The following is a 25,572-nucleotide window of genomic DNA, read 5'->3' on the forward strand; positions in this document are numbered from 1 at the left end:
GGGCCGCGCTTTCGTCCACCAGTCGTCCGTTTTGGCCCGAAGTTGTTTCAGCAGGAGATCCCTCCAGAATCTCTCCGAGATACGTCTTCCGCGCGTAGTTGAGGGTTATGATGGGGGGCGGAGCATCTTTTGATACGAAGTCGCCTAGTTCGGATGTTCGCCACACATTCGAACAAGAGTTAGCAGAACAGCACGGCACACAGAGCAGGAATACTGCAAAGCGGCGATGATCTTCCAGATACTCAAAGAGTACCTCGGCCGACGCCTTGAGCGTCTAAAAAAAGGTTCACTGATCCGTTTCAAGGCACCATCTTGAGGATGGCAGCGCGAATCTCCGGCAGCGGTGCAGGCTGCTCACCGCAGTAGGCGAGCACAATTGGTTCTCGGGCCTGGACATCGGCGATTGGTACCCGTGCAAGCGGCTTGCCGTCGTAGCTCATCTTGCCCACGGGGCAGGTGTAGCTGATGCCCACGCCCTCACCGTTCGCCGCCAGGCTTCGTAACACCTCGGTGGAGGCCGCCCGGTGTACAACAAAGGGCGTCACGCCAAGTGGCCGGAAAAGACCCAGCATGTGGCGGATCGACAATCCCTGATCAGACAAGATCAGCGGGCGGTCGGCGAGATCGGCAAGGGTGACCTCCTCTCGCTTCGCCAACAGATCGTCAGGATGAAGCCAAGCCTGCGGTGAGACCTGCGCATAGAGATCACGGCGAAAACTTGCGTCGAGCCCCAAGTCGTAGGTCAACGCCAAGTCGATGTCCCCGGACCGAACAGCCTCGGTCAGGCCCTCGAAGGTGGCGACCCTCGTCTTGACCTCAATCTCGGGAAACTGTGTCCGCAGCAACCTCAACAACGGGGCGAGATAGCCTGGGGCAAGATCTTCGAAAACGCCCAACACGATGCGCTCCAGTCGTCGCTGACGGAACCCTACGGGGCTTTCGAGGCGCGCCGCATCGGCCAGAAGCGCTTCCGCATCCGCCATGAAGATGCGGCCGAATGCAGTAAGTGTGACAGGCGTGCCTTTGCGACGATGGAACAGGCTCTGTTCCAGGTGCTCCTCAACCTGGGTGATGGCCACCGATAGCGCCGGTTGCGAAACGTTCACCTGCTGGGCAGCAACGGTGAGACTTCCGGCACGGGCGACCGCCACCACGTATTCTAGCTGCCGCAAAGAAAGATATAACATGAATCTATATTACTGTTTTCGATATATTATTGGAACTTAAAAATCGACACCGGCATGCTCCTGCCGTTAACAAGGAGACCGCCATGCTTCATCCACTCATTACCCAAGAACACATCGACAGCTATCAGCGCGACGGGGTTGTGCTCGTCAAAGGCTTGTTTCGAGACCATGTAGAGGCGTTGCGACAAGGAGTCGAAACCAACATGGCCAAACCGGGGGAATACGCCGCCGAGAACCTCAAGGCCGGCGAAGGAGGGCGGTTTTTCGATGACTACTGCAACTGGCAGCGCATTCCCGAGTTCGAGGAAGTGATCCGCGCCTCGCCGGCGGCATCGGTCGCGGCAGATTTGATGCAGTCGAACACCGTGCAGGTTTTCCACGACCATGTGCTCGTCAAGGAGCCGGGTACGTCGAAACCGACCCCCTGGCATCAGGATTCCCCATATTATTTCGTCGAGGGTGAGCAGACGATCAGTTTCTGGTCCCCGCTCGATCCCGTCCGCGAGGCCTCCCTGCGTTGCGTGGCGGGATCGCATCGGTGGGAGAAGCCAGTCCTGCCGACGCGCTGGCTGTCAGAAAGCAATTTCTATCCCGACGCTGATGCTTACATGCCCGTGCCCGACCCCGATGCCGAAGCGATGGCCATCCTGGAGTGGGAGATGGAGCCGGGCGACGCGGTGGCCTTCAATTACAAGACCCTTCACGGCGCTCGCGGCAACCAGACCCACAAGCGCCGCCGGGCGTTTTCACTCAGGCTACTCGGCGATGATGCTCGTTATGTCGAGCGGCCGGGCCGTACCTCCCCGCCTTTCCCCGGCCATGGAATGAAGCCAGGCGACAAGTTGCGTGAGGATTGGTTCCCCGTCATCCTCCGGCGTTGAAACGTCGACAAACGTACTCCGGTGCCTGACAAGGGATGCCAGGCACCGAGACCATGGCCAACGTCAGGCAAACCCACAGGCTTGGAGCCTGGCCCCGAAGCTCGGCCTTATGCCTTTGGCCAAACTGGGTACCGATCACCATCGCGCTCGCTTCTGCAACAGTCCTGTTGAGCGCGTGTGCTTTGTTGACTTGGAATCAATGACGAAGGTGGCGAGGAGCGATCGAACGCGCGTGACCCTGTGCCGGGCGGACTGTGAGGCAATGTGACTTCCACCAGTTGCCTGCGCCACGCCGGGTTCCGACTGCGACCACGGTGATCGCTACCCGGGTCGAGAAGCGCGGCACGAGTACCGCGCCCATCGTCCAGAGGCCCAACAATCGCGCCGTAAGCGCTCGATAGATAGGCAGCCATCCGGTGCTCGCTAGGGGGCCCACCACGGCGCTGCTCTGTCCGAAGAGCGCCGTATTTGGAGCGTCGCATCGGATGGCTTCGAGGGGCCTGGTCAGGAGGGTACCAGGGTCCCAACACGCTCTGCATGCGCTTCCGCCTCTCGTAGCGCCGACCGCTTCCCGCGGTGGAGGTCCTTGGCGAACAGGCACGCCGCATCATGTCCCGGGGACAGCTTGAAGGCTGGTGGCACCTGTTGCTTGCAGTCATCTACCGCCATCGGACAGCGAGTGCGGAACCTGCAGCCGGACGGCGGGTTGGTAGGGCTCGGCACCTCTCCGACCATCAGTGGTGCCTTGCGCTGCCGTTCGCGGATCGGGTCTGCCTCAGGAACCGAGGCCAGCAGCATCTGCGAATACGGATGGCTCGGATGGTCGTAGAGTTCCTGAGACGGTCCATGCTCCACGATCTTGCCGAGATACATGACATACACGCGCGACGCGGCTTGCCTGACCAGTTCAAGGTCATGGGCAATGAACAGGCAGGCAACGCCCAGGTCTTTCTGTAGCCGCAGGAACAGGTTCATCACCTGAGCCCGGATCGACAGATCGAGCGCGCTGACCGGTTCGTCGCAGATCAACACCCGTGGATTGACGGCAAGGGAGCGGGCGATTGCGACGCGCTGGCGCTGGCCGCCCGAGAGTTCACGCGTGTGGCGCTCCTTGACGGCTTCTGCCAGTCCTACCTGGTCCAGGAGTTCCTTGGTCCGGCGGCTTCGATCGGCTGGCGACTTGACCCCACTGATCAGCAGGGCTTCGTCGATGGCCTCTCCGACGGTCTGGCGGTCGTTCAGGGACGAATACGGGTCCTGGAACACGTACTGGAGCGCCCGGCGGCTGTCGCGCAGCGCTGAACCGGAAAGCGTTCTGAGGTCAACGCCGTCGAGCAGAACCCGCCCCGCACTGGCCCTCTCCAGGCCGACGATGGTGCGGCCGAGCGTAGACTTTCCACAGCCCGACTCGCCGACGAGGCCAACGAATTCGCCCGGGTACAGTTCGATGGACACATCGTCGACGGCATGGACGAACTTGCCCCGCTGAACGCTCTTGAACCGGGTCTGCAGGTTTTCGACTTTTAGTACAGGCCCGTGCATCATGCTGCTGTCCTTCCTTGATTGACGACCGTACAGGCCACGACGACCGAATTGTCGGCCGACTGCACCAGCGGAGGACGGCTTGCCGTGCAAGCCGGGATTGCAAGTTCGCAGCGCGGCGCGAACGCACAGCCCTTGATGGGAGCGCCGAGCGTTGGCGGAATGCCGGGAAGTCCCCGGAACTCCGAGCCGATTGGGTCCTGTCGCCGCGGGATCGCGTTGATAAGTCCCTTGGTGTAGGGATGGCCCGGGGTGACCAGGACTCTGTCGACCGGGCCCCGCTCGGCAGCGCGGGCGGCATACATGACCACGATGTTGTCAGCGGCACCGGCGACCACCCCCATGTCATGGGTGATCAGCACCATGGCCATGTTGAGCCGACGCTGCAGGTCCTTCAGCAGGCGCAGGATTTGCGCTTGAACGGTGACGTCCAGGGCCGTCGTCGGCTCGTCGGCTATGAGAAGCTTGGGCTCACCCGCCAGGGCAATAGCAATGACGATGCGTTGCCGGAGGCCGCCCGAGAGCTCGTGCGGATACTGACGTAGCCGCGCTGCCGGATCGGAAATTCCGACGAGCTTCACGAGTTCGAGCGCCCGCGCCTCCGCGGCCTGCGCCGTCATGTTGAGGTGGAGCTCCGCCATTTCGGCGATTTGCCTTCCGACGCGCCGCACGGGGTTCAGAGCGCTCATCGGATCTTGGAAAATGAACCCGATGGACTTACCCCGGATGCGCTGGAGCTCGGTCTCAGGCAGGCCGATCAGTTCGCGTCCGTCAAAGCGAACCGATCCGGACAACTCTGTCGTGACCCCGGTCGGCATCAGTCCAAGCGGCGCGAAGTTCATGACGGTCTTGCCGCTGCCGCTTTCGCCGACGATGGCAAGGCATTCTCCCTGCCGAACAGAGTAACTGACCCCGTCGACCGGGCGAACTGCAGATTTTGCGGTCAAGAGGTCGACGGTCAGATTGCTGACCCTCAGCAGTGCTTCATCATGCATCGGCGTTCTCCTTGGTCCAGCCCGCGACTTCGAGCCTCCGCATGGCGAGCATTCGCCGCGTCAGTGGCTTTGGGACGCGATTGAGCGCCATGGCTTCGCCGAGGGTATTGAAGCCAATGACCGCAGCGGTCAGTGCCAGGCCTGGCAGGATGACCTGGCGTGGATCGGTTTCAAGGTAAGGCAGTGCGTCGACCAGCATCTGCCCCCATTCCGGCATCGGTGGCTGAATACCCAGGCCCAGGAAGCTGAGCGTTGCCACGGCGATGGCGGCCATGCCCGCGTCCGCGGTTGCATAGACCATGACAGCACCGATGGTGCCGGGCAGCAGATGGCCGAAGTAGATGCGCCAGGGGCTGGCACCCAGAACACGCAGTGCTTCGATATGCGGCTTGCTCATGATGCTGACCGCGACCGCACGGCTGATGCGACCACTCATCGGCCACCAGGCGAGCGCCAGCGCCAGCACCATCGTCCAGTAGCCAGGTCCGACGATACCGATAACGGCAAGAGCCGTGATCAGGCTTGGGATGGACAGACCGACATCAACCACACGCATCAGAAGGTCATCGACCCAGCCGCGGTGATATCCGGCGATCGTCCCCATCAGGATGCCGATCGTCATCGCGCTGATCAGCACCAGGCCGACGCTCACCAATGAGGTGTTCGCGGCAAGGATCAACCGGCTGAGGGCATCACGTCCAAGGTGATCGGTGCCGAGCCAGTGCGCCGCGCTCGGCCCCTGGCTGGCCGCCAGCAGATTCTGCGCAGTAGGATCCTGGGGGGCGAGCCACGGCGCAAAGGTGCCCAGGGCAACGAACAGGCCGATGACGATCAGTGCCACCCGAGGCATCTTGTTCAGTTGGGCAAGTATTGGCTTGAGTTTGTTCATGATCAGCTCCACTGCCGCCGGATGCGAGGGTCGGTCATCAGGACCGCCAGATCGACGATCAGGTTCACCACGATGAAGAAGGTGAGGAAGATCAGCAGGCACGCCTGCACGACCATGAAGTCACGGAAACGCACGCCCGCCAGGAAGTAGTCGCCAACGCCCTGCCAAGCGAACAGCGGCTCGACGATGATTGCTGTCGCCGTCATCAGTCCCACCTGGGTGCCAAGCGCGTTGATGAAGACCGGGGTAATGTTTGGCAGCGCTTCCCGGAACAGGATTGTTATCCGTCCAAGCCCCTTGCTTTTGGCGGTCAGCACGTAGGGGCTGGCCATGGCCTCCTCCAAGCCTACGCGCACCACACGACTGAGCACTGCAGCGGGCAGTGCTATGGCGCTGAGCCACGGAAGCACCCAGCTCCGCGGCCCATTAAAGCCGAAGGACGGGAAGAGCTGGAAGGTGACGGAGAAGCCGTAGATCAGCAGCGCGCCAACGAAGAATGTCGGTGTCGACGCGCCGAGGAGGGCCAGACCGCGTGAAACGCGGTCTGGCAGCTTGTAGGGCCACAACGCCCCCAGGAACCCGAGCGCCAGGCTCAGCAATGTCGCAATCACCGCGCTGCCTGCGATCAGCGTGCCCGTTACCAACATGCGCTTCGGCAGGTCGGCGCTGACCTCCTGGCCCGTCCTGTAGGAGATGCCGAAATCTCCGCGGACTGCATCGCCAAGCCAATCCACATAGCGCATCAGCAGTGGCTTGTTCAGTCCGATCTCTTCGGCTACTTGCTCGACGTATCCCGGGACCGCAACCGCGCCGCGAAGTTCGGCGATCAGGACGGCAACATTGCCCGGGGCCGAAACCACGAGCGTGAAGCAGACCAAGGAAGCCAGAAACAACAGGACCAGGGAGTGCTTCAGCCGCTTGCTGATGAAGTGGATCAAGGCAACCTCCCGCTACTCAGCCAGCACGATATTTTCGTACGGCATGTCGTACTCGGTGACGGGACTGGTGAAGCCCTGGATCCGCTTCGAATGCGCCCAGATGCTGGGGACGTAGACAAGCGGCGCGATCGCATCGTTGTCATACAACCAGTCATAGACCTTCTGGATCGTCGGCTCGATTTGATCGCCCGTCGCATCGGTCGCCGCATTGATCAACGGGTCCAAGTTGACCGGGTCTGTCACCAGTTTGCCCTCGACGTCGTTCTTGAAAGTCGACAGACACAGCGCCACGATAGATCCGAAAGGATCATAAGGAGCGCCATAGGTCAGGAAGAAGCCAAGATCGTACTTCCCCTCGAGCATGTCGGTGTGCTTCGAGGCATGGTCGACTGAACGGACCACCAGGTCGATGCCGATCTCCTTCATCTCCGACTGGATCACCTCGGCGATCACGCGTGAACCGGGCACGGCATCCGGGCTGACGACCATCTCCAGAGTGAGCTGTTTGCCGTTCTTGGAACGGATGGGACTGCCCGACCAGCCCGCCTTTTCCAAGAGCGCCGAGGCCGCGGCCACATCCCGAACGGGGGCATCGTGCTGCGTCCCAGCATAGGGCAGCGCGCTCGAGAAGAGAGTTCCCGCAGGCTTTGCGTAGCCGTGGTAGAGCGCCTGGGAAATGGCGGCGCGATCGACGCCGATGCTGATCGCTTTGCGGACCTGCTGGTCCTTCAGCGCCTCCGCGCGGTCGGGGTTGAAGGCCATCACGAGCGTGACGTTGCCAGGGTCGACGACGACACTGAAGCCCGCCGCTTCGAGCTGCTTGCCCTCCTCCGGGGTGAGAGGCGCGATCCAGAACCCACCAATGAGGTCGATTTCGCCCGTTCGGAGTGCTGCGACACGCGAACGAGGGTCCGGGACGACCTTGGCCTCAAGACGCTCATAGGTCGGCTTGTCGCCCCAGTACTCGTCGTAGTGTTCGAAGACGCTCTGCGTGTCGTCGGCACTGATTTGACGCCATGGTCCGGTGCCGACGGGGTCCGCGAATTTGCCGTCGGCGTCGACGGACTTGGGGCTCAGGAAGCGCGGCGGCCGTGTGTAGGAGAGCTCTTGCATCAGCGCGAGGACAGGCTCCTTGAAATGAAGGGTCAGGTTATAGTCATCGACCACATCCAAGGATTTGAAGTGTTTCGAACAGTTCATCCAACTGAACTGATCCTTGCCCATCCAGCGCTCGAGATTCCACTTGCAGGATGCCGCATCGAAAACGGTGCCGTCCTGGAATTTCACGCCTTGGCGAAGCGTGAGATGAAGGGTCTTGCCGCCGTCTTCGATCTTCCAATCAGTCGCCAGGCAGGGCTCGATCTGGCCACCCTTTCCGTATTTCACCAGCGGCTCGAACATCAGGTCTTGGATCGCCCAGATCGCGTAGTGGCTCTGCGGATCCAGGTTGCCCGCAGGCTTGGCGATCGCAACCCGCAAAGTACCTGCGGCACCCTGCGCATAGACGAGCTTCGACAATGCGGCCTGCGCCATCGTCAAGCCGACGGCTCCGGCCGCTCCTTGCAGGAACGTACGTCTTTTCACTGACATCTGTTTCTCCTCCTCTTTGGCGCACTCCACGCCGTCCGAAACAATCGGCCTCCTCGCCCTATTGTCTAGACATAGGGATCGTTCCATGTATACGATTAATAGTCAAGATTGTTTTCTATATTGTAGACAATACTGCATGGCTAGCACGGAAAGGAGGCCGCGAACCCCCGAAGTACCGCTCGTCTGCGCATGCAGTATGGTGAGGAACGGCGGACAATCCACGTACGCGGATCTGACCCCAGTTCTGTCAACAGATCTCGATCGACAACATTTATACATATTGTATACAAAATGGAGGAGCTGAATGCTGATCAAACTAATAAATCCGAACACCACCTCATCCATGACGGAGCTTATGGGTGGCGCTGCTCGCGCGGTAGCAGCTACTGGAAGCGAAATTGTCCTGGCGACATCCCGCTCGGGGGCCGCTTCGATCGAGGGGCACTACGACGAGGCCTTGAGCGTCGTGGGCCTAATCGATGAGATCGTGCGAGGAGAGCCAGCGGACGCCTACATTATTGGCTGCTTCGGCGATCCGGGTCTGCTCGCCGCCCGCGAAATCACCGCGTCACCGGTCCTGGGTATTGCCGAATCTGCAATGCATGCCGCCACGTTCGTGGCGACCAGTTTCTCGATCGTAACAACCCTCGAGCGTACCCGGATCATATCCGAGCACCTCGTTCGTAGTTACGGGATGCAAAACCACTGTCGGCGCGTGCGCGCCACTGACGTGCCCGTACTCGACCTTGAAAAGCCGGGCTCGAAAGCCGACGCTGCAATATTGGCGGAGTGCGAGAAGGCTCTCACCGAGGATCATGCAGGAGCGATCGTACTTGGCTGCGCCGGTATGTCTAACCTCGCGGATCGCTTGCAACAACGGCTGGGTGTTCCTGTCATCGACGGCGTCGCCGCCGCGGTCAAGTTCGCCGAGGCGCTGGTGGGCATGGGCCTGCGTACGTCGAAGCTCGGGGATCTGGCCTATCCATTGCCTAAAGCCTACGCAGGCAAGCTTTCGGACTACGCCCCGGACGGCCTGTGCCCGCGTGACAGCCGCGGCTTTGCGACGCTCGCAACATCAGTACGGAGCTAGTCATGGAATTCGATTTTGCCGAACTGCCGGAATAGGACCGCTATCGGTTGCTTTGCAGTTTCGTCGGACCGCGGCCGGGTTACGGCGAGCCACCCCCTGAGGCAAAAAGTGCGTTAGAGCCCGGCGTCGTTCCTTTGGCCGACGGACAGAACTTGGGTTGAAAGACCGGAGGCCGTAAGTGGTACGATGCCGAAGCACCGCTTTGCGAGCACTCGGCGTCTCACGCGTGGTCCTCGCGTTCTGTACGGACCCACTTTGGGCTGGCCTATCGCCGTGCCCATCACGGCAAAACACGATAGAAGGCGATGACCTCCACAGGGCTCAAGCCGACCACCTATTTCGCCGCCCGTGCTCTGCGTGATTTCGGGGGACGCTTTCGTGGCGATCCTGTTGCCCGCCTATCTCCTCGGTCTTGGCTTATCTCCACTGAAGGTTGGGGTCGTCGCCACGGCGTCGCTGTTCGGTTCCGCACTTCTGACAATCGGCGTCGGCCTGATTGGCGCGCGTCTTGATCTTCGCAGACTCCTTCTTGTCGCAGCCGGTTGGATGGTCGCGACAGGCGTCGCCATGTCGGCCGCCAACGACTAAAGCCAACATATCGCGCGGTCCCATTCACAAAACCTGCGGCAGTTGCAGGAACCAGCGAGGGATCGAGCAAATCGGTGAAGGCATCCGCAAAAGAACGGGTGCGCAGCGCCATTGCCCGAACTGCGTGTTGAGACATGTCGAGCGAGGAAAATGACATGCGGGACAGCCGAGACGGTATGTCTTCGCCTTCGGGAAACGCCTTCTCCATGACAGACCTGCCCGCACGTTTCAGGCCAAGGCCGCACATGTCGACCACCAGGCCTTCGGTATCGTGCATGAAAACGAATTCGCCCTGTTGGACGGCAAGGAAAAGCCCGAGTTTCCATTCAGAAAAGAAGCGGTCTATCAGGTACGGCGAGTTTCGCCATGCATAATAGGAAAAGCCCATCGACCCTTGCGGCATCCCTTCAATCGGTGTGATCTTGAAGCGGTCCTTGTCCATAATGGCTTCCTCGATCACCGCGCCAAACGCGCGAATATCGGGAAGCCGCGCGGCTGTTCTCAGCACAGCGGCGGTTCGGGGAAGCTGGATGTCACCTGTCGCCAGCGGCTGCTCGAACTCGAAGCGCCTCCGAAATTCACCGCTAATGTACTGGTACTCAGCCATATATTCGAGCAGGCGATCCGGTAACGTGACCTCATTCGTGACGATGTGTGCCGTATTCCTCGTAGCCCTGATAACGCTCCCACTCGGTTCGAATGCGCGCGGCATTGGCAGGCGTAGAAATAATCCAACCCGTCTGCAGCGCACCCTCTTCGTCATTTGAATATCTGGTTGCACGTCCAATCTGCTGCACAAGCTGAAGTGCATTTCCCATGAGATCGAAGATGGCGACGGCGACAAATGACGGATCGTCGATCCCCTCCATGAGCTTGTTCTGGTGAATCCAGAACTGCGCGTCAGCGCGCAGCCGAAGAGCCGACGCTACACTGGTGAACATGTCCCTGTTCTCGGGCGTCTTTTTGGCCCGGTCATGAATAACAACGGCGCGGGTCCGGAAGACGCGGTTAATCTCGTTCTGGAAAAGCGTGAGGGTATCGAGATCGTCACCGCGCACCATGACTTTCGGCGTTGCACCATTCCGAAACCAGCGCTCGGCCTCCCGCAGGCGGTCCGGCAATTCACGGTGCAGAATACCGACAAACTGCGGGATTGCAGCTTCCCGCCCTACGGGCCTGCCCCGGCCCTGAGGCACGATAATGTCGGCTGGACGGATAATGCGCCCGTCAACAGCCTGCCGGTAGGGGAAGTTGAAAAGATAGCGCCCGCGCACACGGAAAGATTTGTAATCGTTCCGGTAAGGCGTTGCGCTCAACAGAAGGGTCGGCAGATTGAATTCGCGAACGCCGCGTGACCACGAGATTGCAGGCTCGTAGTGACCTTCATCGACGATCACGAGATCGAACTGGTCACGGATATGGTCAAGTAGGGTGGCCGCGTCCCGTGAACCGCCATCGTCGGGATCATGTGCCGTCTTGCGGATATCGCCGAGCGCCTGATGGGTGCCGACGAGGATTGCCCGATCAGAGTCCGGTTCGGAGAGATGCTGCGCTATCATGCCTACATTCTTGGGCAGAAATTGCTCGACATAAACGCTTTCCAAGGCATTGCCGAACTCCTCCGCCGTAGCAGTAAAAAGCGCCGTTCCCTCATGCGCGAAGCCCATATGGTTCCAGAAGCGATAGCGAATGTCTGCTATAAGCTGCTCGGTCAGCGCTGTGCGGGGCGTGAGTACCAGTACGCGTCGTACGTCGGGAAGACAGCGTGCGAGCACGGCGATGATGCCGGATTTACCGGTGCCCGTTGGAAGTTTGAGAAGTGCCGCTTCTTTTTGCTCGGGCCGCTCCGGGATCGCCTTGTCACCATTCAGGTAGGCGACAACCGTAGCGATTGCTGCTTGTTGGTGTTCCCACAGGCGGGGCACACCTTCCTCGCCATCCCAAAAGCCGTAGCCTCCGGTGGCTATGACCGGATCATCTTCATTACAAACCGCCCGGCACGGCAGCGTGATCGTCTTCGGATAGAAGACGAATTGCAACAGGAACATGGCGTTAAGGTCACAATTCTCGATCGGGAGTGGATCATTGACCGCATATTTTCCCACGGTCATAAAGACCTTGCCTACGAGCACCTGAAAGCCGGAGAACATCAACCCGACAAGATCAAGCTCGGACCGAGAGATTTCAAGCGCCAGCAGGCACTGGATGAACTGGAAGCCGGCCTGAAAAAACTGGGCTCAACCGCTCAAGAGCAGACGCAGGTGGTCTCCGATACATTTGAAGCTGCACGCCTCTCGAGAGAACTCGAAAAGCCTTGGTTTGAGACAGAAGGCCGCTTTAAGCGAGCAATTGACCACGCAAAGAAATACGGCGCGAGCTACCAGCATCTACGCGCGGTGTACGAGCATGCCTGGACGGCGTTTTGGTGGTTCGATGATATCGAGACCATGCAGGATAAATACGAACAGGTTGAGGCCATTGCCTTTGCGAGCGGGCACGCCGTCCACATCAGCAAAGTCTGCAATCTCCATCAGCTTTTGGTGGGCAGGGTCTTCCAAGGTCATGAGCCCCCCGAGGAATTATCCTTTGCCAAACGGTCAAAACGGCTGAAGGAAAAGCTCTTAGAACTGGCTGCCGATAAATCCCGACCCAACAATGCCTTGCATGCGGAGACGCTGCTTGTCTTTCATCGTATGAGTGAAATTATCATTTCTGGGGGGCGGGAAAATCTGGACGAAATTTGGAAGGCCCTCTGCGGGATTATCGATAGAGCAGAGGGCTTGGGAGAGTTTCCGGCTGACATGCTGGAAACCATGGTCGAGGCAATTGGCGAAAGCGCACCCGATAGCCAAGCTTTCGATACCTTGGTCGAAAAGCTTGCAGAATTCATGGCCGATCGCAGCAAAGAGATTAAGGCCGGAAGCCTTTATTTGCAGCAAGGAGAACGCAAGCTCGATGCTGAAAAGCCTATCGACGGCATAAAATGGCTTGGCCGTGCCGTCATACATCTTGCGAAAAACGAAAGCCGGGAGAATCAGGCCAAGGCGCTTTACTACCTGGCGGTAGGCTATCGCGGAGCCGGTCTTCGTTGGGCTGCCCGCGCTACTGCTCTGGCATCAGTCACTCAGTATCTGGCAATGTCAGAAACTGAAGGGGATTTGCGGGTCGAAACGATCCCGGCGCTGAACCTGTTCGCAATGCTGTCTTTGCAGCTAGGCCATATCGTGGACGTCCTCAGCGCCATTCGTTTTCTACAGGCTATCGGAAGCAATGTTCCTCTGGATGATGAAAGCGGGGAGAGGCTGAAGAACCAGATCACCCAGTTTGATGAGTTGCTCGCCTGCCTGCTCGTAATTCAGCCGCCCGAAGAAATCCGCAGATTGGAAAGCTTGCCCGATGTTCTCGATGGGTTGACACTGTTTTCAGCACGTATGGCGCTGCTTTACCGCCTCGGACACATTGATGAGCTGAAGGTGGACGGTTCAATTCCCGAAGAGACAGACGATCACGAAATCCATGAAATGATGACGTTCCTGGCTTCACAGCCCGCATGCGGCAGCCTCCCGAACAAAGTCGTACTCTTTGATGAGGCGTTCAGCGGTGTTCGAACCAAAACACTGGGTGTGGAGATTGAAATCCAGGCCTCAAACACGCTTGAAGGGGTTCTACAGGCCGAAACGTATGCCGCAGCATTTGAGGGGTTTGCGGCAACGCTGCTCAATGCCGGAGTGTTTCCGCATAAAGAAAGGTTCACGGTTCGGATTCGGCAACTCGTCGACATTCAGGAAGCATCGGTCGCCGAAGATCAGGATTTCATGATGGAGGTTTGTGTCCCGGCGAATTGGCGGCTTGCGGATGTAGGCGATATTGGGAATTACAACGAACACCTCATTTTCTCCTGTATCCATGCTTTGGCCAGCATGGCTATGCTGCGTGATGCAACCGAGACCATCGGAGAATTGGTCAGAGTCGAGAATGTCTTCGAGCGCGCCACATTGTTTTGCCGAGCCGGCGTTTCCAGAAAAAGGGTGTTCGGCACCCATGCGGGCCGTATTTCCGATTGGGGCGACTGCATCAATCAGAGTTTTCCAATGGCACCGGATGCACCTGCGAGGCCAGAAGCAATTGAACTACCGGCGCTCGACGGCGAGGATGAAGAAGAGATGCCGCAGGTTCTCGGTGAGATTCGCAGCCACAGTGATGTGATTGTTCGAGCAATCATCAATCCACGGCTTTGGGACGCTGCCGAGTGGAAAGGTATGATGTACGGCGTGACAATGCCGGGCCAACCACCGTTTCTGGGCTTGATGTTCGCAAGTGCATCAAAGGGAGAAGCAATTTTCAAGGACTGGCATGCTCGTTTCGGCAGAGAAGATAGCCAAGATGAAATTCATATTTCAGTCATCAAAGGCATAGATCGCCAGAACCCGTTTCATTATAGAGGGCATATTACACAGAACTTCGACACGCTGTCGGGAGAATCCGGAAAGGTATTCGTCCATACCTCCCGTATGAATACGATGATGGTGGACAATCATCGGAACCTTGAGATGTTCTTCGAGCACCTGAAGGCCTGCGGAGCTTATTTTCTCGTTCCCGCTGTTTTTGGTGAGGCGGGCCTGCCGGAACTTCGCATGGAACTTGCGATCCTCAAGCAAAAATTCCATGTGCGGGAAGCTTGGCAGATCGGTCCGCATGACGTCGACATGATGGCCGTGCGGCCCGATGACGACGTTGTCATACCGGAAGGGGAACCCGCTCCACCTGTTCACGAGCTTGCCAAAATCCGTGAGAAACTGCGTCGGAAAGGGTGAGATTAAAGCTTCGCTTCTTGGCCTTCGGGGTAGGTTGAATGACAGCTATCTGCCGCACTCTGCCAGATAGCGGACCTTCAGCAAACGGCCCCAAATTGGTCACCAGCCACATTTGATGCGATCTAGCACGCGTGCATTCGCCTGAGCCGTGGGTCGTGCGCTTCCTCTTTACCAATGATGAGATATGGGTCGGGTTATTTGCAACGACACGGCCAAGTAGCGCCGTGGCTTGCAACACGAGGTGCTGTATTGAAGCGACTGCAACAACGGCCATTGCTCGGACTGCTTGTGAACCCATTCGGGACCACGTTTCAGGCCATGGAACTCTACGGAGACTACCTGCGGGTTACTCGTCGCGGATCGACCTCGGCCGTATCCCTTGCAACGATATCTGCTGCTCCGTTGGTACGGAAGGGGGCTGTCGTCCTGAGCTGCGTCCGCTATCCTGGCTGCACCGGAAAGGCTAAGATTTCGACCAGCATGGGGGGCGTCGACGCTACAAAGGCAAAGCGCTAGGACGCGCTCCCAGATCGGCCAGTCGTTTCCGGGTGCTGGTGTGGAGCCGCAATTATTTCCGGTTTCGGCCCCGAGTCGGCTATCTATCGTGAGCGAGCCTACGTCCGCTGGTGCCGCGAGCAGACAGTCGCCGAACACGCGAGTTCGGAGCTACATCGTTAGCGCGGCAACTTTACGGCTGCTAGCGACGGGTGGGCCAATGCGACCAGACGGCTTCTTAGCGCTCTGGTCCAAAAAGGCCTCGCATCCAATTTTATTCTGCCAGCGTTCCCGGCATTAAATTGACCAAGGTCGCCGGTATGCGCCATCTGCAAACGTGCGGCCTCGGGTTACGCTTTCGGCCGAAACCATATCGGTGGCGGCATCGGTGGCGGTGATCAATTGAGCAAGTATTAGGAAATGTCAATTTCCCCAACCGTTTTATACGGTTGACGGTGGTCGGAGTGGAGAGATTCGAACTCCCGACCCTCTGGTCCCAAACCAGATGCGCTACCAGGCTGCGCTACACTCCGCCGTTCCGTAAGGGGCGAGATACACGCATCCGCCGCAGGCCGCAACAGTAAATATCGATGGCTGTGAATTCAACGTCGGGCTGCCTGCCTGTGACTGCCACCGTTCAGTCGTGGACGCGTATAGGCACGATCAGGCGACTGACCAAAAGCAGCGAACGGTCGGGCTGGATGACGTAGGTTTCCACCACGTCCCGGCCGAACTGGTCGATGAACCGGTGGCGGAACCAACTGCCGACCGGTGCCTTGGTCAGCTTCGTGCGCGGCTGCCCCCCATAGGTGATGCTGCCGGGAATCGGTTCCGGATAATTGCCGCCAACGGATTCCGAGCAGCCCACCAGAACCAGTGCCGCTATACAAAGCGGAAGCATTTTCCTCACTGTGGCCCCCTATCCATGATCTTAAGTGACTCGTGCGTTGGTTGGCCTGGGTTTCAAAAATAACGCAAGTACGAAGGCGTCGATAGAGTTGCCGTCCGGTCGATCAAACCGCGCAGCGAGCCGCAGGACCGTTGAAATGTCCCGGTCTCGGTGCTAAGGACCGACGCGCGATCGAACAACCCGTGCGGCAGCGGCAAGGCACCGGAACGGCTGGACGAATATGCGACCCGGTGCAATTTATTTATCGAATTTGCGCTATGGAAATGCGATGCCAGAACGGCATGAATCTGAAACTATTGGAGCCACAGCATCCATGAACGCGAAGATCTACCGTCCCGCCAAGACCGCCATGCAGTCCGGCAAGGCGAAAACGCATCTTTGGGTCCTTGAATTCGATCAGGAACGGCCTCGCACGATCGACCCGATCATGGGCTACACCAGTTCCGGCGACATGCGCCAGCAGCTGCGGCTGACGTTCGAATCGCGCGAGCTCGCGGTCGCCTATGCCGAGCGCAATGGCCTTGCCTATCGCGTCATCGAGCCGCATGACGCCACCCGTAAGAAGGTCGCCTACCCGGACAACTTCCGCTTCAACCGGACGCAGCCCTGGACGCATTGACGACTGAACAGGCGTCTCGATCGGCCCCTTAGCTCAGCTGGATAGAGCAACTGCCTTCTAAGCAGTAGGTCGCAGGTTCGAATCCTGCAGGGGTCGCCACAGGTTATTGATATTTTTTCGTCCGACGTTTTTCCGACTTTCATTTTTCCGACGTCAAAAAAGTCGGACGGATTTTAACCGCCCTTCTGCGCGCTATCGGCAACCTTTGAACCCGGCAAAAGCACGCAGGGGGCCTACTTCTCGACTGCCTCATGAATGCACACCTGCGCGTCGAGCAACTGCTGCGTCTGACCTCAATCCGCGGTAGCGCGTGTCGTCGCGCTCGACCTCGGGCTTTGAGAGCCGCAGTTCGAGCCGTTTGCCGGTCGGTCGTCTCGCGACGGATGTCAGCGTCCGCCTGGCTGGCGGATCGGGACGTTTTAACGCCTTCTCCGTCTCGGCCTTGGCCGCGGCCTGCGGCTCGCGGTTGCGCCCATGGCCACCAGCGCCATTGCCACGCCCGTGGCCTCGACATCGGCCACACGCCGGCTCCAGCCTTTGCCGAAAGTCTTCCAGATCTTCAGCGACTGCATGAAGGACAGGCGCTGCAACGCTGCGCGGCAGGAATCACGCAGCTTCAAGTGCTGCAAAGCCGCCCCTCGAAGCCGGCCGCCACCCACACAAGCAGTTGGTCATAGCGAACGCTGTAGTGGTTGCCGGCGTCGAAAGGGGTCATCTGGTTGCCGTCCTCGTCCGTTTCGACTGGTAGATGCCGAACAGCCTGAAAAGCCGCTTGGCAACAAGCAACTCGGCAGGGGTCAGATCACCGCGCCATGGCTTCTCGCGCGAATCCGATGTGTTGATTGACCCGGTTGCGGCATAGACCACGCTCCACCGCCGCGAATTTCCGCGCTGGATCCTTCCACCGGGTTCAACTCAGGCAGGTTCTCCGCCGGGGGCATAGTGGGTCTTCTGCTTGAACGCAAAGACGTTGCCACAACGGCAGCGGATCATGTGTCTCGCCGGATCGGCGGAGGGGCGTTCGGTGGAAAAGCCGGGCGGCATCAGATCGACGACGAAGCCCGGGCTCGTCCGGCGTGGATCGTCGTCTTCCGAGACTTCGGCAAAGCCGGATCGGCCGCATTTTGAGCATTCGAGCTTTCTCGAGTATCGGTCGCGCGCAGCCATATCGTTTCCAAATTGACGTCGGGTGTCGACGCCTCGTAGCAGAGATTCGCTTCGTTAAAAAGTGAACGGACGGCGCCAAGGTTCCAATACAGCAACCGCAAAGGGCCGGAACAGGATGCCGGCGTCAGGGACCGGCGTTCTGGATCAACGGGCTGGCAATCCTGTCGCCCGGCTGGATCGCAAGGGTGCGAACCGTACCCGCATTCAATTCGAGCACGTAGGCGACCGGAACCTTCGAGCTGATGATCGCTTCTGAAAGCGGTTCAGCATTTTCCTTGATCGTTTTGATATCCCCGGATTTATCGATGAACAGCATATCCAGCGGCAGATAGGTGTTCTTCATCCACATCAGAACCGTGCGCGTTTCCCCGAAGGAAAACAACATGCCCTGGTCCGGCGCCATCGAGCGCCGGTTCATCAGGCCCTGCGCCCGCTGCTGCGGCGTCAGCGCCAGTTCCGCCGAGAATTCGTGACGCTTGCCGTCGCCGGTGACGATGGCCAACCGCTCCTTGCCGAAGCTTTCCTCCGCGCGGGCCGCAACGGCGCAGAACAGCGACAAAAAAAGCGCCACAAGGACGCTGCAATGGAAAAGGCCGAAGTTGCGGCGCGCCCTGGCCATCAGTGCGCCCGGTTGCCCGGCGCCGGGTTGTCCGGGTGGATCTCAGCGGCCATCAGGCCCTTCTCGCCGTCGCCGAAGCGGACGAGCACCACCTGCCCGGGGCGCAGTTCGGTGAGGCCGAACCGGCGCAGAGTTTCCATGTGTATGAAGATGTCCTCGGTGCCCTCGCCGCGCGTCAGAAAGCCGAAGCCCTTGGTCCGGTTGAACCATTTGACCAGCGCCCGCTCGAGCCCGCTCGTCGGCGTCACCTGCACGTGGGTCTTGACCGGTGGCATCTGCGAAGGGTGGATGGCCGTCGACTGGTCCATCGAAAGGATGCGAAAGGCCTGATAGCCGCGTTCGCGGCGCTGAATCAGCGCGACCACCCGGGTCCCCTCGAGAACGGTCTGGTAGCCGTCGCGCCGCAGGCAGGTCACATGGACGAGAACGTCCTGCATGCCGTTGTCCGGCACGATGAAGCCAAACCCCTTGGCGACATCGAACCATTTGATGACGCCGGTGATCTCGATCAGGTCAACCGCATCGCCGCCCTGGTCGTCGTATTGCGTGATCTCCTTCGCTGACATCCTGTCCGCCATGATCTGCCCCGCCCCTCGATTACGCGTCACATGAATTACGGTTAACTGATTCTTGTCGATCAGAATAACATCGTCCAATTGCGAATGGACAAGTCTTCGTAAAAAGTTTTGCCCGGAAACTCTTTAGGACACCAGGCTTGCCTCAAGCTGGCAAACTCCTATCTTCCCGCCCATCCGTTGATTTGAATTCGAGGGCCCTCCAAATGCGCTACCTCCACACCATGGTCCGTGTCCACAATGTCGAGCAATCGCTGCACTTCTATTGCGACCTGTTCGGCCTCGTCGAAGTCCGCCGCCACGAAAGCGAGAAGGGACGCTTTACGTTGATCTTTCTTGCGGCACCCGGCGATGTCGACGCGGCCAAGCAGAAAGCAGCCCCCTGCCTGGAGCTGACCTATAACTGGGACCCGGAAACCTACACCGGCGGGCGCAACTTCGGCCACCTCGCCTACGAGGTCGATGACATCTATGCGACCTGCCAGAAATTGATGGACAACGGCATTGTCATCAACCGCCCGCCGCGGGACGGCCACATGGCCTTTGTCCGCTCGCCCGATGGAATCTCGATCGAGATCCTGCAGAAGGGCGAAAGCCTGGCTCCGGCCGAACCCTGGGCATCGATGCCGAATACCGGCGCCTGGTAAGCCTCGCGCAATTTCCAACCCCTAGCAATTGACGGGTGATCGCCAGCGACCGTGAAGCGCATGCTCTTCGCGACGCGGCAGTCACCCGACCCCGTGCCTGCAATGCAGGCGCGAGGTTTCATCACGCTTTCGCCTTCTTTGGCCCGGACCATGCCCGGGCCGTCGGCGACCGGATGATTCGCGTGGGATCAGAGCTCCGGCCCTCCCGGCGGAACATTCCGGTGCATCGTGTTTAGTCGCCTGCGCATGAGCCGCGGGCTATGGGGAAACGCACGTGTTCGCCTTCTGCGAGGCGCGTTACCTCGATGCGGACAGGCTCCAGCCGGTTGATCGACCGGTTGGACGCGTAAGAAGGCGGGGATGTAGCTTGCTGTTCACACGCAAATCGGGCTTGGAGACTAAGACCCTTCGACACGGTCTTTTGATCGCCGTCTCGGCTCTGGTGCTTACGGGCTGCATGTCGGCAACCGGTGACATGCGGGCCGAAGACAATGCTGTTCCGGTCGACGCGGCGGCGGCGTCCGCTGCGTCGGAGCAGCAAGACGCCGGCGAGGCTGTCGACGGCTATCGTGATCCGCTGGTGTCGGCGCGCGGCAATCCGACCGGCAACGGGGCAACGCAATCCGCCGACGCGCCGGCCCAACCTGCCAATCTCGCCGACGTCATCATGCAGCCGGCACAGGTGAACGCACAGCAGACCAGCATCTATGCCTCCGGCACCGCCGCATCGGTGGAAGCTGACAATCGGCCCGATGGAGGACCGGCCATCGGCAACCTGTACAGCGTCAACCCGGGCAGGATCCCGGCGGACGGCAACGCCGAGACCACTGGTTCCGTACCGGCAAAGGGTCGCCAAACCGACGAAGAGGCTTCGCTCATTCCGGATCGCGTACCGCTGCCCAAGAGCGGACGAATGGCGCTGGCGGCCGAACCGGCCGCATCCGAAGCGGCGATCGCGCTTGCTGCCACCGCATCGGGAACGGGCCAGCTGCCGCCACCGGAGGCAATGGACGGTACCGGTGAGACGAACGGAAACGCCGCCGGGACGCCGAACGACCTCAACAAGACGTTGACACTTGCCGCGCTTTTCGGCGCAAAGCGGAAAACCAATCGCCAGAGCGAGAACAATTCGGCAAACCCGGCACAGAAGTCCAGGGTCCTCAATCGCAATTCGGCGGCGGCCTACCAGACCGCGTCGCTGGGAGGCGCTATCCCCGGCGCGGCGACGGATTCGCTCTTCGCTCCGCCCGACCATTCCGAAGCCGAAGAAGAAACGTCCGACGGTGCGGACAACGGGGTGACGGAAGTCGCCTCGCTTGCCGGCCTTGCCCGACTTTCGCCGAATGGGCTCTGGCTGCAAACGGAGAAGGTCAACACCGGCTGCTTCAAGCCGGAACTGCTGGCGGTGTTGAAGTCGATCGAAGGCCACTATGGAAAACCCGTCATCGTCACGTCGGGTGTCCGGCCGGTGAAACAGAACCGCTCGAAGCAGTCGCTGCATACCCGCTGCGAAGCGGCCGACATCCAGATTGCCGGTGTCAGCCGATGGGAATTGGCCGACTACCTGCGCTCGATGCCGGGGCGCGGCGGCGTCGGCACCTACTGCCATACCGAATCCGTCCATATCGACGTTGGCCCGGAGCGCGACTGGAACTGGCAATGCCGCGGCAAGCAATAGGGGATCGTTTGGGCACTGCCCTGCCCCGCCCGCTGGTCGCCGCCCGAAATCTGCCGCTTCGGAATCCCGGCACGCAGCCGCACGACCCACGCGTCAATACGTTGTTAGGACTTGCATTTTGCCGTTGCCATCCATTGGCTGGGGATAACCGTACTTTTTTCTCGCCCGCCCCGATCGGTACTTGCGGAAGGAAAACGTGCTGACTATAAGACGCCCCGCACGCGCCCTTCGTCTATCGGTTAGGACGTCAGATTTTCATTCTGAAAAGAGGGGTTCGACTCCCCTAGGGCGTGCCATCTTCCTCCCCAGCCAGCACTTTCAACCATCCGCCCTGCCACGGGGATACGCGGCCGATTTCAGCGCGGTTCCTCCTCGTTCGACGATCCTGCCTCCGCACGTCCTCGCGCGGACAGGCGCGCAACCGGCAAGCGCCATCCGAATTTGATCGCCATCACCCGAAGGCTAAGGCACAAAGCCCCTCCCGCCAGCGCCGAGATGCCGTAGGAAACCCCGACTGCGGCGCCGCCGACGACGACGGAAGCACCCGCCAGCGCGGCAACGGCGTAGAGGTCGGAGCGCAGAACGTGCGGGATTTCCCCGAGAAGCACGTCGCGCGTCATACCGCCGCCGATGCCGGTCAGCATGCCCAGAAGCGCGGCCGTGACAGGACTTGCGCCGTATACGAGCGCCTTTTGCGCACCGGCGACGGCGAAGAATGCCAATCCCACCGCGTCGAACATCAGAACGGGGCTGCGCAACCGGTCGATTCCGGCATAGGCGAGGAACGTGATGAGCCCGGCTGTGACGGAAACCAATAAATACAATCCATCGGCCAAGGCCGCTGGCGGTACCGAGCCGATCAACAGGTCGCGGGTGATTCCGCCGAAATTTCCCGCGACGAAGGACAGGACAAGGATGCCGAACAGGTCGAGGCGGCGGTCGACCGCGGCCAATGCGCCGCTGATTGCGAAGACGAACGTGCCGCCGAGGTCAAGGATACGCGTGAAGGTCTCTGTGATCATAGTGGTTCTGCCTCGGCAAGCCTCGCCCGTCGCACTGCGGCACGAGGCGGAAGCAGGCCGCCCTCCACACCGCCTCCGTTGCTCCGACCGAGCAAGATCAGGCGGCATCGAGCCATGCCAGCGCACCGACAACCAGGGCCGCGACGCCGGTTTCCACGGTGGGACGCAGGACAGGCGCGAATTTCGGACTGTGATTGACCGGCAGCTCGTTCAGCCGACCCGTCGCCTTGGCCTTGTCGTAGATCGTCGGATCGGTGCCACCCACAAACCAGAACACCGACGGCACCTGCCATGCGGTCCCGAAGCAGCCAAAGTCCTCGCTCGCCGGGGCCGGACCCGTGTGCTTTACCCTCTCGGGCGAAAAATAGCGTCGAAAAGCCTCGGCGACCCGCAGGCTCGCGGCCTCGTCGTTGACGTTCAGCGGATAGCTGTCGAGGGACGTGATTTCCGGCTTGCGCGGGGCTCCCGATGCTTCCGCCTCGGCGTTGACGATCCGCTCGATCGCCGCAAGCACGTGCTTGCGCACGCCGGCATCGAAGGTGCGGACGTTGAGCTTGATGACCGCTTCGTCGGGAATGACGTTTTCCTTGGTGCCGGCCTGCAGGACGCCGACCGTCAGGACCGCCGCATCCGTCGCGGCGATCTCGCGGGACACGACGGTCTGCAGCCGCAGCACGACGGATGCGGCCATGACGACCGGATCGATGCTCGCCTGTGGCATCGAGCCATGCGCACCGCGCCCGAACAGGCGGATTTGCAGGCTGTCGGCTGCCGAGGTGATCGGACCGGCACTGCCGGCCACGAAGCCGGCCGGGCCGACCATGACATGCTGCCCAAGGGTGACGTCCGGCCGGGGAAAGCGGTCGAGCAGACCGTCGTCTATCATCGCGCGGGCGCCTTCGGCGGTCTCCTCGCCCGGCTGGAAGACCGCCATCAACGTGCCCTGCCAGGCATCGCGCACCTGCGATAGCAACGTCGTCGCCCCGACCAACCAGGCCACGTGCATGTCATGGCCGCACATATGTCCGACCGGCACGACCTTTCCATCGGCCCCCTTCACGGTAACGGTGCTCGCGTAGTCCAGGCCGGTGTCCTCGGCGATCGGCAGCGCATCCATGTCGGCCCGCAGCATCACGGTCGGGCCCTCGCCATTTCGGAGAAGACCGACCACGCCGGTCTTGCCGACCCCTGCCGTGACCTCGTAACCCGCTTTCCGGAGCCTGTCGGCGGCGATGCCCGCCGTCCGCGTTTCCTGCATCGACAATTCGGGATGGGCGTGGATGTCCTTGTAGAGCGCTTCCAGTTCGGGCAGCATCGTGTCCAGTTTTGCCAGAACACTTGATGCTCCTTTCGGGGATGCATGCTTGGCCATGGCGGTCACCTCCACTGGCCTGCCCTTCGCCGACTGCGGTCGGACTTCGACGCCTTGGGGCATCAGACAGGGTGCCCGCACATCTTCACGGCGGCCGGCGGGGACGGCAAGCCCGTTTCCCGCGATCAAGCGATTGTTACCCTACCCGCGATCTCACTGCTCATACGGCCAGCCGAATCACAACATGCGATTGCGCGAATGGATTGGGGCAATGCCAACGGCGACGATCTTCGGGACAAGGCAAGAAAATCCGACAGGCGGTCATTTTTGCCCTTGCACAATCGGCGGGCGCTGAGTAGAAGCACCCCCGCACGCGCCCTTCGTCTATCGGTTAGGACGTCAGATTTTCATTCTGAAAAGAGGGGTTCGACTCCCCTAGGGCGTGCCACTCCCTCTCCCATTCCGGTCGACGATTCGCCCTGTCCGCAGGACGATACCGCTTCGCGCGCGGTCGGTAGCGCAAGCGAAAAAAATTTGCCGAATCATCATTTTAGGCCTTGCGGAATGCGGGGGGGCTGAGTAGAAGACGGCCATCGCACGCGCCCTTCGTCTATCGGTTAGGACGTCAGATTTTCATTCTGAAAAGAGGGGTTCGACTCCCCTAGGGCGTGCCACCCCTCAACATTAAATTGTGTGCCGGAACCATCGTCCGTCCGATATGGACAGTCGGATCCCCGACGCTGACGAACCGTCAGAAGGCCGAGGCTTTCGAAGGATACCAGCGCGTCGCGATCTTTCAGATTCGTTCGCCCGCTTTGGATCCTTGTTCTCTCGCATGTCTGAATCGATTCCCACTTTCGCGAGACATGCTCTCGACACAAGCGGCTTTTCGGCAGGCGGAGAAGGCATGGGCCAGCATAACCGCTGAGGCGTTTTCGGCAGTTCGTTGTCTTGATGCGGGCCGTTGGCATCAGCCGTGTGCGCGTCGGCAGCGCATCGGATAGCGGACGCGGCGGTAGCGTATTCAGCTATACCAGAGAATCGCCATTGGACCTTTTAAAGCCGTCGAGCGTGCAAGCGCAGGGTATCGTTGATACGATGACGCAGCCGGTCATCGTCCTGGATCACAACCTGCTCGTCACATCGGCGAACAATGCCTTCTTCAAAGCGTTCCAAGTGCAGAGTGACGACATTCTGGGCGAGGACTTCTTTGGCCTTGGCAAGGGTCAATGGGACATTCCGGAGCTCCGCCAACTCATATCTTCCGTCATCCCGAAGGCCGTCGCAGTCATTGGCTTCGAGGTGAAGCACGACTTTCCGACGGTTGGACACCGAACCTTCCTTGTGGATGCCCGGCGTCTAGTTCATCCAAATGACAACAGCACCAGCATTCTGGTGATGTTTGATGATGTGACAGACCGACAGCGGCACGACGCCGAGAGGGAATTCGTGTTGTCGGAGACCCGTCATCGTATGAAGAACCTCCTTGCCGTGGTGCGCGCAATCGCCTTGCGGACAGATGTGGAAGAACGAACCGCCCTCGAGTACCGTGACACCTTTTTGGGGCGGCTCGAAGTGACGCTGCGCGCCCAGGATATTGCGAGCAGCGGCCCCATCGACTTTGAGGCGCTGCTGAGGCAGTCGATCGGCGAACCTGGCGCGAAGCATCTTCGTGCCCAGGGGCCAGCCGTTCAGGTCGAAAGTGCGAACGTCCCTGCAATCAGCATGATATTCCACGAGCTCGCCACCAACGCAGTGAAATATGGTGCTCTATCCGTCCCGGCCGGCGAGGTACACGTCAGGTGGCAGGTCGAAGTTGATTCAGACGGGCGAGACTGCCTCCTCTGCGAGTGGCGGGAGCAAAACGGCCCGCCCGTCACATTGCCTGGGCGCAAGGGATATGGAACGGAGTTGATCGAAGGTACGTCCGCGCACCTTGGGGGAGCCGTGGAACTGAACTATCGCCCCACCGGTTTGATCGCTACGCTTAAAATTCCGATGTGAACTGCCGGGA

21 protein-coding genes, 5 tRNA genes and 1 pseudogene are annotated in these 25,572 nt (G+C 60.1%); 13 read left to right on the top strand and 14 right to left on the bottom strand.

All coding sequences use genetic code 11. From position 1 onward, the window contains the following. Window positions 1-299: 299 nt before the first annotated feature. The gene (locus AC1DDS_RS17405) at window positions 300-1,187 is read right to left on the bottom strand and encodes a LysR family transcriptional regulator (RefSeq protein WP_477480040.1); all 888 of its coding nucleotides are present in this window, start codon (window positions 1,185-1,187) and stop codon (window positions 300-302) included. 83 nt (window positions 1,188-1,270) lie between these two features. Here AC1DDS_RS17405 and AC1DDS_RS17410 point away from each other — a divergent pair, with 83 nt between their 5' ends. After that, window positions 1,271-2,068 (top strand): phytanoyl-CoA dioxygenase family protein, encoded by a 798-nt coding sequence (locus AC1DDS_RS17410; protein WP_477480041.1) that lies wholly within the window; start codon window positions 1,271-1,273, stop codon window positions 2,066-2,068. A gap of 504 nt (window positions 2,069-2,572) precedes the next feature. Here the strand turns inward: AC1DDS_RS17410 and AC1DDS_RS17415 are convergent. From AC1DDS_RS17415 to AC1DDS_RS17435, 5 genes are read right to left on the bottom strand one after another with little or no spacing between them, the layout of a single operon-like run. Next, window positions 2,573-3,613: an ABC transporter ATP-binding protein gene (locus tag AC1DDS_RS17415; RefSeq protein WP_477480042.1), complete on the bottom strand. Its 1,041-nt coding sequence runs from the start codon at window positions 3,611-3,613 to the stop codon at window positions 2,573-2,575. Then, entirely contained in the window at window positions 3,610-4,605 is a 996-nt protein-coding gene (locus tag AC1DDS_RS17420; protein ID WP_477480043.1) for an ABC transporter ATP-binding protein, read from the bottom strand. Before AC1DDS_RS17420 ends, AC1DDS_RS17415 begins: the two co-directional genes overlap by 4 nt. Next, on the bottom strand, window positions 4,598-5,506 hold the full coding sequence (locus AC1DDS_RS17425; protein ID WP_477480044.1) for an ABC transporter permease: 909 nt from the start codon (window positions 5,504-5,506) through the stop codon (window positions 4,598-4,600). Before AC1DDS_RS17425 ends, AC1DDS_RS17420 begins: the two co-directional genes overlap by 8 nt. Continuing rightward, complete coding sequence (locus AC1DDS_RS17430; protein WP_477480045.1) at window positions 5,497-6,432, bottom strand: ABC transporter permease; 936 nt, start codon at window positions 6,430-6,432, stop codon at window positions 5,497-5,499. The genes AC1DDS_RS17425 and AC1DDS_RS17430 overlap by 10 nt, the downstream gene beginning before the upstream one ends. Window positions 6,433-6,444: 12 nt before the next feature. After that, window positions 6,445-8,022 (bottom strand): nickel ABC transporter substrate-binding protein, encoded by a 1,578-nt coding sequence (locus AC1DDS_RS17435; protein WP_477480046.1) that lies wholly within the window; start codon window positions 8,020-8,022, stop codon window positions 6,445-6,447. A 304-nt stretch (window positions 8,023-8,326) separates the two neighbouring features. Between AC1DDS_RS17435 and AC1DDS_RS17440 the strand changes: the two genes are divergently transcribed. From AC1DDS_RS17440 to AC1DDS_RS17450, 3 genes and pseudogenes are all read left to right on the top strand, one after another. Next, complete coding sequence (locus tag AC1DDS_RS17440) at window positions 8,327-9,112, top strand: aspartate/glutamate racemase family protein (RefSeq protein ID WP_477480047.1); 786 nt, start codon at window positions 8,327-8,329, stop codon at window positions 9,110-9,112. Window positions 9,113-9,417: 305 nt separating this feature from the next. Then, window positions 9,418-9,697: pseudogene (locus AC1DDS_RS17445) on the top strand (MFS transporter); the annotation flags it as partial. Window positions 9,698-9,971: 274 nt separating this feature from the next. After that, window positions 9,972-10,331, top strand: coding sequence for a hypothetical protein (locus tag AC1DDS_RS17450; RefSeq protein WP_477480048.1), 360 nt, complete (start codon window positions 9,972-9,974; stop codon window positions 10,329-10,331). 7 nt (window positions 10,332-10,338) lie between these two features. Here AC1DDS_RS17450 and AC1DDS_RS17455 read toward each other — a convergent pair whose 3' ends face one another. Further along, window positions 10,339-11,811 carry a DEAD/DEAH box helicase gene (locus AC1DDS_RS17455; protein WP_477480049.1) on the bottom strand — a complete coding sequence of 491 codons (1,473 nt, stop codon included), beginning with the start codon at window positions 11,809-11,811 and terminating at the stop codon, window positions 10,339-10,341. Between AC1DDS_RS17455 and AC1DDS_RS17460 the strand changes: the two genes are divergently transcribed. Beyond that, complete coding sequence (locus AC1DDS_RS17460; protein ID WP_477480050.1) at window positions 11,734-14,514, top strand: hypothetical protein; 2,781 nt, start codon at window positions 11,734-11,736, stop codon at window positions 14,512-14,514. The genes AC1DDS_RS17455 and AC1DDS_RS17460 overlap by 78 nt on opposite strands. 951 nt (window positions 14,515-15,465) lie before the next feature. Here AC1DDS_RS17460 and AC1DDS_RS17465 read toward each other — a convergent pair. Then, window positions 15,466-15,542: transfer RNA gene (locus AC1DDS_RS17465), tRNA-Pro, on the bottom strand. A gap of 104 nt (window positions 15,543-15,646) precedes the next feature. Continuing rightward, a complete protein-coding gene (locus AC1DDS_RS17470) occupies window positions 15,647-15,910 on the bottom strand; it encodes a hypothetical protein (protein ID WP_310421265.1) in 264 nt (87 codons plus the stop codon). Window positions 15,911-16,232: 322 nt separating this feature from the next. On the opposite strand from AC1DDS_RS17470, the gene AC1DDS_RS17475 reads away from it, so the two are divergent. Further along, window positions 16,233-16,538, top strand: a complete 306-nt coding sequence (locus AC1DDS_RS17475; protein WP_310421006.1) for an ETC complex I subunit — start codon at window positions 16,233-16,235, stop codon at window positions 16,536-16,538. Window positions 16,539-16,560: 22 nt separating this feature from the next. Then, window positions 16,561-16,637, top strand: a tRNA-Arg gene (locus tag AC1DDS_RS17480). Window positions 16,638-17,453: 816 nt separating this feature from the next. On the opposite strand, the gene AC1DDS_RS17485 is transcribed toward AC1DDS_RS17480, so the two are convergent. The 3 genes from AC1DDS_RS17485 to AC1DDS_RS17495 all read right to left on the bottom strand — a co-directional run bounded on the left by AC1DDS_RS17485 (window position 17,454) and on the right by AC1DDS_RS17495 (window position 18,902). Next, complete coding sequence (locus AC1DDS_RS17485; RefSeq protein ID WP_477480051.1) at window positions 17,454-17,705, bottom strand: hypothetical protein; 252 nt, start codon at window positions 17,703-17,705, stop codon at window positions 17,454-17,456. 124 nt (window positions 17,706-17,829) lie between these two features. Next, the gene (locus AC1DDS_RS17490) at window positions 17,830-18,324 is read right to left on the bottom strand and encodes a DUF192 domain-containing protein (RefSeq protein WP_477480052.1); all 495 of its coding nucleotides are present in this window, start codon (window positions 18,322-18,324) and stop codon (window positions 17,830-17,832) included. Further along, complete coding sequence (locus AC1DDS_RS17495) at window positions 18,324-18,902, bottom strand: cold-shock protein (RefSeq protein WP_310421014.1); 579 nt, start codon at window positions 18,900-18,902, stop codon at window positions 18,324-18,326. Before AC1DDS_RS17495 ends, AC1DDS_RS17490 begins: the two co-directional genes overlap by 1 nt. Window positions 18,903-19,105: 203 nt before the next feature. Here AC1DDS_RS17495 and AC1DDS_RS17500 point away from each other — a divergent pair, with 203 nt between their 5' ends. The 3 genes from AC1DDS_RS17500 to AC1DDS_RS17510 all read left to right on the top strand — a co-directional run bounded on the left by AC1DDS_RS17500 (window position 19,106) and on the right by AC1DDS_RS17510 (window position 21,520). Then, window positions 19,106-19,546: a VOC family protein gene (locus AC1DDS_RS17500; RefSeq protein ID WP_477480053.1), complete on the top strand. Its 441-nt coding sequence runs from the start codon at window positions 19,106-19,108 to the stop codon at window positions 19,544-19,546. Between the two features lie 391 nt (window positions 19,547-19,937). Further along, window positions 19,938-21,224 (top strand): YcbK family protein, encoded by a 1,287-nt coding sequence (locus AC1DDS_RS17505; protein ID WP_477480054.1) that lies wholly within the window; start codon window positions 19,938-19,940, stop codon window positions 21,222-21,224. 221 nt (window positions 21,225-21,445) lie between these two features. Beyond that, a tRNA-Glu gene (locus AC1DDS_RS17510) sits at window positions 21,446-21,520 on the top strand. Window positions 21,521-21,580: 60 nt separating this feature from the next. Here the strand turns inward: AC1DDS_RS17510 and AC1DDS_RS17515 are convergent. Both AC1DDS_RS17515 and AC1DDS_RS17520 read right to left on the bottom strand, forming a co-directional pair. After that, entirely contained in the window at window positions 21,581-22,246 is a 666-nt protein-coding gene (locus AC1DDS_RS17515; protein WP_477480055.1) for a trimeric intracellular cation channel family protein, read from the bottom strand. 97 nt (window positions 22,247-22,343) lie between these two features. Beyond that, complete coding sequence (locus AC1DDS_RS17520; RefSeq protein WP_477480056.1) at window positions 22,344-23,618, bottom strand: M20 family metallopeptidase; 1,275 nt, start codon at window positions 23,616-23,618, stop codon at window positions 22,344-22,346. A 313-nt stretch (window positions 23,619-23,931) separates the two neighbouring features. Here AC1DDS_RS17520 and AC1DDS_RS17525 point away from each other — a divergent pair. The 3 genes from AC1DDS_RS17525 (at window position 23,932) to AC1DDS_RS17535 (ending at window position 25,562) form a co-directional block, all read left to right on the top strand. Then, window positions 23,932-24,006: transfer RNA gene (locus tag AC1DDS_RS17525), tRNA-Glu, on the top strand. Window positions 24,007-24,157: 151 nt separating this feature from the next. Next, window positions 24,158-24,232: transfer RNA gene (locus tag AC1DDS_RS17530), tRNA-Glu, on the top strand. A 373-nt stretch (window positions 24,233-24,605) separates the two neighbouring features. Further along, window positions 24,606-25,562, top strand: coding sequence for a sensor histidine kinase (locus tag AC1DDS_RS17535; protein ID WP_477480057.1), 957 nt, complete (start codon window positions 24,606-24,608; stop codon window positions 25,560-25,562). Window positions 25,563-25,572 lie beyond the last annotated feature (10 nt).

It is taken from the genome of Mycoplana sp. 10N416 (assembly GCF_056394765.1).

What these genes read in the sequence shown, in the direction of transcription:
- AC1DDS_RS17405 (WP_477480040.1), bottom strand. Translation starts at nt 1,187, where the DNA reads ATGTTATATCTTTCTTTGCGGCAGCTAGAATACGTGGTGGCGGTCGCC.
- AC1DDS_RS17410 (WP_477480041.1), top strand. Translation starts at nt 1,271, where the DNA reads ATGCTTCATCCACTCATTACCCAAGAACACATCGACAGCTATCAGCGC.
- AC1DDS_RS17415 (WP_477480042.1), bottom strand. Translation starts at nt 3,613, where the DNA reads ATGATGCACGGGCCTGTACTAAAAGTCGAAAACCTGCAGACCCGGTTC.
- AC1DDS_RS17420 (WP_477480043.1), bottom strand. Translation starts at nt 4,605, where the DNA reads ATGCATGATGAAGCACTGCTGAGGGTCAGCAATCTGACCGTCGACCTC.
- AC1DDS_RS17435 (WP_477480046.1), bottom strand. Translation starts at nt 8,022, where the DNA reads ATGTCAGTGAAAAGACGTACGTTCCTGCAAGGAGCGGCCGGAGCCGTC.
- AC1DDS_RS17440 (WP_477480047.1), top strand. Translation starts at nt 8,327, where the DNA reads ATGCTGATCAAACTAATAAATCCGAACACCACCTCATCCATGACGGAG.
- AC1DDS_RS17455 (WP_477480049.1), bottom strand. Translation starts at nt 11,811, where the DNA reads ATGACCGTGGGAAAATATGCGGTCAATGATCCACTCCCGATCGAGAAT.
- AC1DDS_RS17470 (WP_310421265.1), bottom strand. Translation starts at nt 15,910, where the DNA reads ATGCTTCCGCTTTGTATAGCGGCACTGGTTCTGGTGGGCTGCTCGGAA.
- AC1DDS_RS17475 (WP_310421006.1), top strand. Translation starts at nt 16,233, where the DNA reads ATGAACGCGAAGATCTACCGTCCCGCCAAGACCGCCATGCAGTCCGGC.
- AC1DDS_RS17485 (WP_477480051.1), bottom strand. Translation starts at nt 17,705, where the DNA reads ATGGCTGCGCGCGACCGATACTCGAGAAAGCTCGAATGCTCAAAATGC.
- AC1DDS_RS17490 (WP_477480052.1), bottom strand. Translation starts at nt 18,324, where the DNA reads ATGGCCAGGGCGCGCCGCAACTTCGGCCTTTTCCATTGCAGCGTCCTT.
- AC1DDS_RS17495 (WP_310421014.1), bottom strand. Translation starts at nt 18,902, where the DNA reads ATGGCGGACAGGATGTCAGCGAAGGAGATCACGCAATACGACGACCAG.
- AC1DDS_RS17500 (WP_477480053.1), top strand. Translation starts at nt 19,106, where the DNA reads ATGCGCTACCTCCACACCATGGTCCGTGTCCACAATGTCGAGCAATCG.
- AC1DDS_RS17515 (WP_477480055.1), bottom strand. Translation starts at nt 22,246, where the DNA reads ATGATCACAGAGACCTTCACGCGTATCCTTGACCTCGGCGGCACGTTC.
- AC1DDS_RS17520 (WP_477480056.1), bottom strand. Translation starts at nt 23,618, where the DNA reads ATGGCCAAGCATGCATCCCCGAAAGGAGCATCAAGTGTTCTGGCAAAA.